4 protein-coding genes and 1 pseudogene are annotated in these 6,678 nt (G+C 43.2%); 1 reads left to right on the top strand and 4 read right to left on the bottom strand.

Annotation, left to right across the window (positions count from 1 at the left end):
- Positions 1-173, bottom strand: a pseudogene (locus Q1A70_RS18295) (winged helix-turn-helix domain-containing protein); the annotation flags it as partial.
- Positions 174-491: 318 nt separating this feature from the next.
- Here Q1A70_RS18295 and Q1A70_RS18290 point away from each other — a divergent pair.
- Entirely contained in the window at positions 492-1,667 is a 1,176-nt protein-coding gene (locus Q1A70_RS18290) for a threonine/serine exporter family protein (protein WP_299695022.1), read from the top strand.
- A 257-nt stretch (positions 1,668-1,924) separates the two neighbouring features.
- Here the strand turns inward: Q1A70_RS18290 and Q1A70_RS18285 are convergent, their stop codons facing one another.
- The 3 genes from Q1A70_RS18285 to Q1A70_RS18275 all read right to left on the bottom strand — a co-directional run bounded on the left by Q1A70_RS18285 (position 1,925) and on the right by Q1A70_RS18275 (position 6,522).
- Positions 1,925-3,583, bottom strand: a complete 1,659-nt coding sequence (locus Q1A70_RS18285) for an amidohydrolase family protein (protein WP_299695024.1) — start codon at positions 3,581-3,583, stop codon at positions 1,925-1,927.
- Between the two features lie 52 nt (positions 3,584-3,635).
- Positions 3,636-4,616 (bottom strand): GTP-binding protein, encoded by a 981-nt coding sequence (locus Q1A70_RS18280; RefSeq protein ID WP_299695026.1) that lies wholly within the window; start codon positions 4,614-4,616, stop codon positions 3,636-3,638.
- Between the two features lie 241 nt (positions 4,617-4,857).
- On the bottom strand, positions 4,858-6,522 hold the full coding sequence (locus tag Q1A70_RS18275) for an amidohydrolase family protein (RefSeq protein WP_299695028.1): 1,665 nt from the start codon (positions 6,520-6,522) through the stop codon (positions 4,858-4,860).
- Between the last annotated feature and the right edge of the window lie 156 nt (positions 6,523-6,678).

The raw sequence follows: 6,678 nt of genomic DNA, 5'->3' as shown, positions 1-6,678 counted from the left end.
TGGTGAAGCCATTTGTTCATACCAGAGACAGTATAATCAAGTCCAAATGTCTCTTTAACGTAGGCGACAATTTGATGAGTATGAGAATAGGTTTTCTCCGTCAAATGCTCGATTAGGTGGATGGTTTGATTAGCAGAAAGCTTGCTTTGACTTCCGCCATTTTCAGGCTTAATAAGGGTCAGAACTATTTGAAGGCGTTTAATCACGAAGCTCCTCACCGTTGAAACAGAGGTCTAGATAGAGATGAGCTAAGCTAACAGCCAAGGCGGGATTGTGTTAATCACTGTTGATGAATGAAACCCTGCATCAGCGACGAACCATTGAGAAACAAAGAGGAAGAAAAGCCAGTCTCGAAATGGTGAAAGTTGTTTTCATCGATTGCTAAGGGCTCTATTATTTTGCAGTATCAACGCCAAATCTGCGCATTTTAAAATGTAATGACTTTCTGTTCACACTACACTATTTGTAACCTCACTACGTTAGACGACACTATGAAATTAGACAAAACAACCGAACAAGTGCAACAAGACATTCTGACCTTTTCTGACCGATTACATCAGTCTGGCTGTGCTCCTTATTCTGTCGCTAAATACACTCAGGCGTACGCCAAACGTCATGATATTGATATTTCTATTGACGTGACGCCCACGAAAATCATCACTATTTTTGAACAGCCTACTCAAAAAGTCGTCATGCAGACAAAAGCGCCACCGTCGGTTAACTTACAAATCCTCGTCAGCACCTTAAAATCATTATCACTAAAACCATATGATAAAAATCCAGCCCAATACTCAAGTTGGGTCCTTTGCTTAGCCAATGTCTTACTGCCTCCGTGCTACTTAATGTTAGTGGGAACCACCTATTTTGCTGTCGGCATCTCGGCGATTTTAGGTCTGATTGCGTGGTTAACCCAGAGCACTTTTACAGGCCGACGCGCGATTTTAACCGAGTTTTTTGTCGCCCTTATTTCAAGCTTATTGGTTGGATTACTGACGTTTTATGTTCCACAATTACCGGTTCTCGCCTTATGTATTTCATCGATCGTTCTGTTTATACCTGGATTAACCGTAACCAATGCATTAGCCAGTTTGGCATTAAATGACTTTCGTTCCGGTATTGAATTTATGGCCCAAAGCACCCTTGTCGTGATCAAGATTCTCATTGGCGTGATACTGGGGTTGAGCTTATCGAGCTTAGCCGGTGACGCAACCACAGTGCCTTTTGTTAATGAGATCCCTTTAAGCTTGCACATTTTGGCCCTTATTGGAATTTCCGTGGCGATCGGCATCATTTTCAATGCCAGTATGAAGGACATTATCATTGGCCTACCGGCTGCGGCGATTGGGATGTGGGGACCGCACTGGTTTACCTCTGACTGGGTAGTTGGCACTTGGATCAGTACCATACTCATTACCTTGTATGGCTTGTTGGCTGGACGTATACGCAAAATCCCTGCCTTGGTCTACATCATTCAAGGGATCATTATTTTGGTACCGGGAAGCCGCATCATTGTCGGTGCCAGTGAGTCCTTCTTTGCTACCGCTATTCTCCCTATCCCCAACATTGGATTGTCGGCGCTACTAATGTTTAGTGCTATTGTCGCGGGGCAAATCATGGTGTATTCAATTTTTGGTGACCAATTGCTTGTTCGCTATAAAGGTGAATAATACCAATCGTAGTAAATAACGGGTCAGCCTAGTAGGGTAAAACACTCGACAGCAGCGTTTTCCCTGCACTATTTCTGATCACTGACTTACTGTGATTGGTATAACTTTAGTCTTTGGGTAGCTTTGAGAACAAAAAAACCGATAGCAATTTCCTATCGGTTTTTTTTAATCAAATAGATTGCTCACATCAATCATTGTAAGTCAGCGATCATTTGTTTTAACAAACTAAGATGACCCATTATTCACCCAGAGTGGCATTACATCTTGATGTCACGGCGAACAGGTTCACCGGCCATCATAGTAAGATCAATCGTCTCATTCTCAATGACAGATTGACCATTAACTAGCAAGTGCGTCATGCCCACTGACAATGCGTTTGGCTCGGTGAATGTCGCCATATCTTTAAACTTAGCAAGGTCAAATATTGCAATATCAGCATCTTTACCCACTTGAATACGACCTTTATTGCGCATTTGAGGTATCGCATCTTGGGTAATGCGACAGGCATTTAAGCTGGTACGTTCCATCGCTTCAACTAACGAAACACTCTTGTATTGGGTCACGTATTTATTAACAAAACGCGCGAAACAAGCTACTGAGCGCGGGTGAGCAAACGCATCACTTGGTAACGGCCAAACATCACCTTCGATTAATTTACCTTTCGAGTCCATCCAAGGCATTGCATCAGAGGCAATTGCAGCACCAGGGAATAGCACTGAACGGTCCATCATGCGTAACTCTTCTTTGTTATCATCTGGTTTTAAGAAGTGGATAACAATGATTTCACCTGGGTTCGTTTCACGCAGTTCATCAATTTTACTTTGCGTCATCGGAACACCGTTTGCTTCCATGTAGCTTGCATCAGGTACACCAAAACGGTCGATCCAATTTTCACCAGCAAACAGTGCTGCACCAACCGCTGTTGAACCCGCGCCATATGGATAAGCTTCGGTCGTAACCGGTAAACCTTTATCAACCGCTTCTTGTACAAGATCAGCACAGTCATCGATATCACGCACAGAGGTACTGTTGAGATGACAAATGTGCATGTGTGCGCCAGTGGTTGCCGCTAAGCTGATTAGCTCTTGGTAAGCTTCAAAGCTAGATTTTGGCTCTGTACCGTTTGCGTAACGTACGTGTGTGTAAGTAGGGACTTCGTACCGTTTTGCCAGTTTTGCAACTTGGTAATATTCTTTATGGCCGTAACCTGGTGCATAACCGGCATTAACACCGATGCCTAGACCACCTTCTTTAAGGCCTTGCTCTACATCTTTAAGAATGCTTTGTAATTCGTCATCGGTCGCAATTTCTGTTTGCCAGTTCTTTTTAGCAAAAGCGCCTTGGAACCAAGTAATAGTGCCATCGGCAGGTGGCATATCCGCTTCTTTTGCCATAATACGAGCATAAGTCCACGCAACAGACGCACCGTAGTTTATTGGGCGACCTTCTGCGGCTGTGTCGTCATAGAACTTACCGATCGGCAATAGACCTGATTCCATTTCAAGTGCCGTTGTTACACCATCAAATGCTTGCGCACGTGCAGCAGGAAGTTGCTGGCCATGAGCATGAATATCGATAAAGCCCGGCGCGACAATTAAACCCGTCGCGTCTATGACTTTTGAGCCCTCCAATTCATCTTTAGAGACAGCAGCGATACGCTTACCTTTAAGACCGACGTTACGGATAGCATCTAAACCAGTTTCAGGATCAACCACGCGCCCATTTTTAATCACCACATCGAATGGGCCTTTTTCGTTTGGCATCAATAGCGGTTTGGTCGCCATTTTATCGGCTTCAGCATAGACAACAGACGCAAATGGAAGTGCCGCCGCACCGACCGCTAATTTTTGCAACGTTTTACGTTTGTTGTGATCAACTTCAGTGAGTTCTACAGGGTCGTTTTCTAGTTTCGACATCATTTTTCCTTAATAACATATTACTCAGCTATACCTTTAGAATAGCCTTTATTTAGATAACAAGTGCCTCTAACTTTTTGCGCATGGTATCCATATCTAGCCCACCTTTAGGGCCAATAAACACGAGTCGCGTCGCTTTTGTTTCCTCTGCTTGCCAAGCATCACCAACAGTGACGTTAGCGCGTTGGCCTGTGCACTGGAAGATACAGCGATGCTCTGGGCGGTCTGAAAGATTCAAAATGCCTTTCATTCGATAAGCATCGACAGAGAACTGCTGCAATAATGGGTACAGCGCTTGCAGTGAAAGGGCTTTGTCCGTCTCAAAACTGAATGTTTCAAAATTATGATTTATATGGTCGTGATCGCAGTGCTCATCGTTACAGTCGTGATGATGACAAGCTTGCTCTGTTTTTTGTGTGGTTACTTGTAGTCTTTCTGGCACTTCAAATAAAATAGGTAAGTCTACTTGAGCAAATTCCATTTCAACTAGTTTTGCAAAAGGTGCTTGTGTTTGGCACCACTTTTTCACATCTGCCAGCTCTTGCTCTTCAACAAGGTCTACTTTATTAACTAATACGATATCGGCCACTTGAATTTGTTGCTCAGCTAAGTCTACCATAGAGCCTTCTAAGCCTAATATGTTTTTAGCATCAATAGTGGTGATAATTGCATTGAGTGGTGCGTGCTGTTGTAAATCAGGGTCTTCAAATTTTGATGCCACTTCTTTAGGCTCTGCAATACCTGATGTTTCAACAATAATATGATCTGGACGCTCTTCTAATGCGAGTAAACGCATCACTGAAACCACAAGGCCTTCAGCAAGGTTACAACAGATACAACCATTCTCTAGGCTGATCATATTTTCACTTTCAGATTTTACTAACTCGGCATCAACATTGATGGAACCAAAGTCATTCACAATCACAGCCATGCGCATTCCATTTGCATTGGTTAGGATATGGTTTAGTAGGGTAGTTTTCCCTGCTCCTAAAAATCCGGCTAAAATTGTTACTGGAATAGGCTTCTTGCTCATAGCATGTTCTCTTTTGGTTTTCGTTGTCTATATTTATACCAATCGTAGTAAATAACGGGTCATCCTAACGGGTTAAAACACTCGATAACGGCGTTAGAATCACACCTCATCGAAAAATTCTGTCTGGTTGTCCAGCGTTTTTCCGGCGCTATTTCTGATCACTTACTTACTGTGATTGGTATTACTCGGTAAGCAATAAAAAAGGTTGAGCTAAATGCCCAACCTTTTAAGTCAGGATAACTTAGCCCGTAACTTTGTTGCGAACCGCTTCACCTGGGTTTGAATCTAGCAGCATTTCACCAGCTTCAATGATAGGCGTACCATTAACCAGTACGTATTCCATACCCGTTGAAAGCGCATTTGGTTTCTCAAATGTAGCAACCGCTTTTACTTCATCAAGTTTAAAAAGAACTAAATCTGCATCTTTACCAACTTGAACACGGCCTTTGTTTAACATTTGTGGAATCGCATCTTCAAGAATACGACATGCATTTAAACTGGTACGCTCCATTGCTTCTACCAGTGACACAGCTTTGTATTCGTTCACGTATTTTTCAATGAAACGTGAGTAACAAGCGATGGAACGTGGGTGAGCAATCGCGTTGCTTGGTAACGGCCATACATCACCTTCAATTAACACACCTTTATCATCCATCCAAGGCATTGCATCTGAAGCGATTGCGGCACCAGGGAACAAAACTGAACGATCCATTTTCCTGCGATCTTCTTTGTTTTCATCTGGTTTTAAGAAGTGCATCACAACAACGCTACCCGGTGCTGTTGCTTGCAGCTCAGTTACTTTTTCTTGGTTTAATGCTTTACCATTCATTTCCATGTAGCTAGCACTTGGTACGCCCCAACGTTGTAACCAATCATCACCACGGAAAACTTCCGCGCCAATGACAGAAGAACCAGCACCATAAGGGTAAGCTTCTGTTGTTACTGCTAAGCCTTGATCAATCGCATCTTTTACTAAATCTGCACAATCTTCGATATCTTGTACCGATGAGCTGTTTAGGTGACAGATATGCATGTGTGCGCCAGTTGTCGCTGACAAGCTGATTAGCTCTTGGAAAGCTTCAAAGGTTGATTGTGGCTCTGCGCTGTTTAGATAACGAACGTGAGTGTAGGTTGGCACTTCATAGCTTTTTGCTAGTTTAGCAAGCTCGTAATACTCTTTATGACCGTAACCTGGCGCATAACCTGCGTTAATACCAATGCCTAAACCACCTTCTTTAAGGCCTTGTTCAACAGAGCCAAGAATTTGCTTTAATTCATCTTTAGTTGCGAGGGAATTTTGCCAATTGTTTTTAGAAAAAGCTTGTTGGAACCAAACAATCGTACCATCAGGGGCAGGCATAGTAGGTTCTTTTGCTTCGATACGTGCGTAAGTCCATGCTACAGAAGCACCGTAATTGATCGGGCGACCTTCAGCTGCAGTAATATCGTAGTACGTACCGATAGGGAATAGACCAGATTCCATCTCAAGAGCGGTTGTTACACCGTCGAATGCTTGAGCACGTGCAGCAGGAAGCTGTTGTCCGTGAGCGTGCATATCGATAAAGCCAGGTGCAACCACTAGGCCTTCAGCATCAATGATTTTTTTACCTTGCAGCTTTTTATCTGAGATAGCGGCAATGCGCTTGCCTTTAATACCGACGTTACGAATTGCGTCTAGTCCGGTTTCAGGATCAATAACACGGCCATTTTCGATAACGATATCAAATGGACCTTTCTCGTTAGGCATCAGTTTGACGTTTTGGCCAACGAGTTTTTCAGGGGCTGCATGTAAAACAGAGGCAAAAGGTAGTGCCGCAGCACCAATTGCTAATTTGGTGAGTGTCGAACGTTTAGAGTGTTCAACATCATTCGATGCAGAATCGTTCATTACAGTTTCTTCTTTCATATTTCCTCTCAAATTTACAACTAGTCGTACATTTTTTTAGTGCAAACAATCAAGTGCCTGCTAGGGATGTGTTTTTTTAGGTTCATCGCGGCTTTCCGGGGAAAGCCGCTTTTATCTTCAAGAAGAAGTAGTCTGTATCTCGATACCCATATCCCA

The sequence above is a fragment of the uncultured Vibrio sp. genome, assembly GCF_947488985.1.
Lineage (GTDB): Bacteria > Pseudomonadota > Gammaproteobacteria > Enterobacterales > Vibrionaceae > Vibrio.
This window is presented reverse-complemented; position numbering and strand designations above follow the sequence as displayed.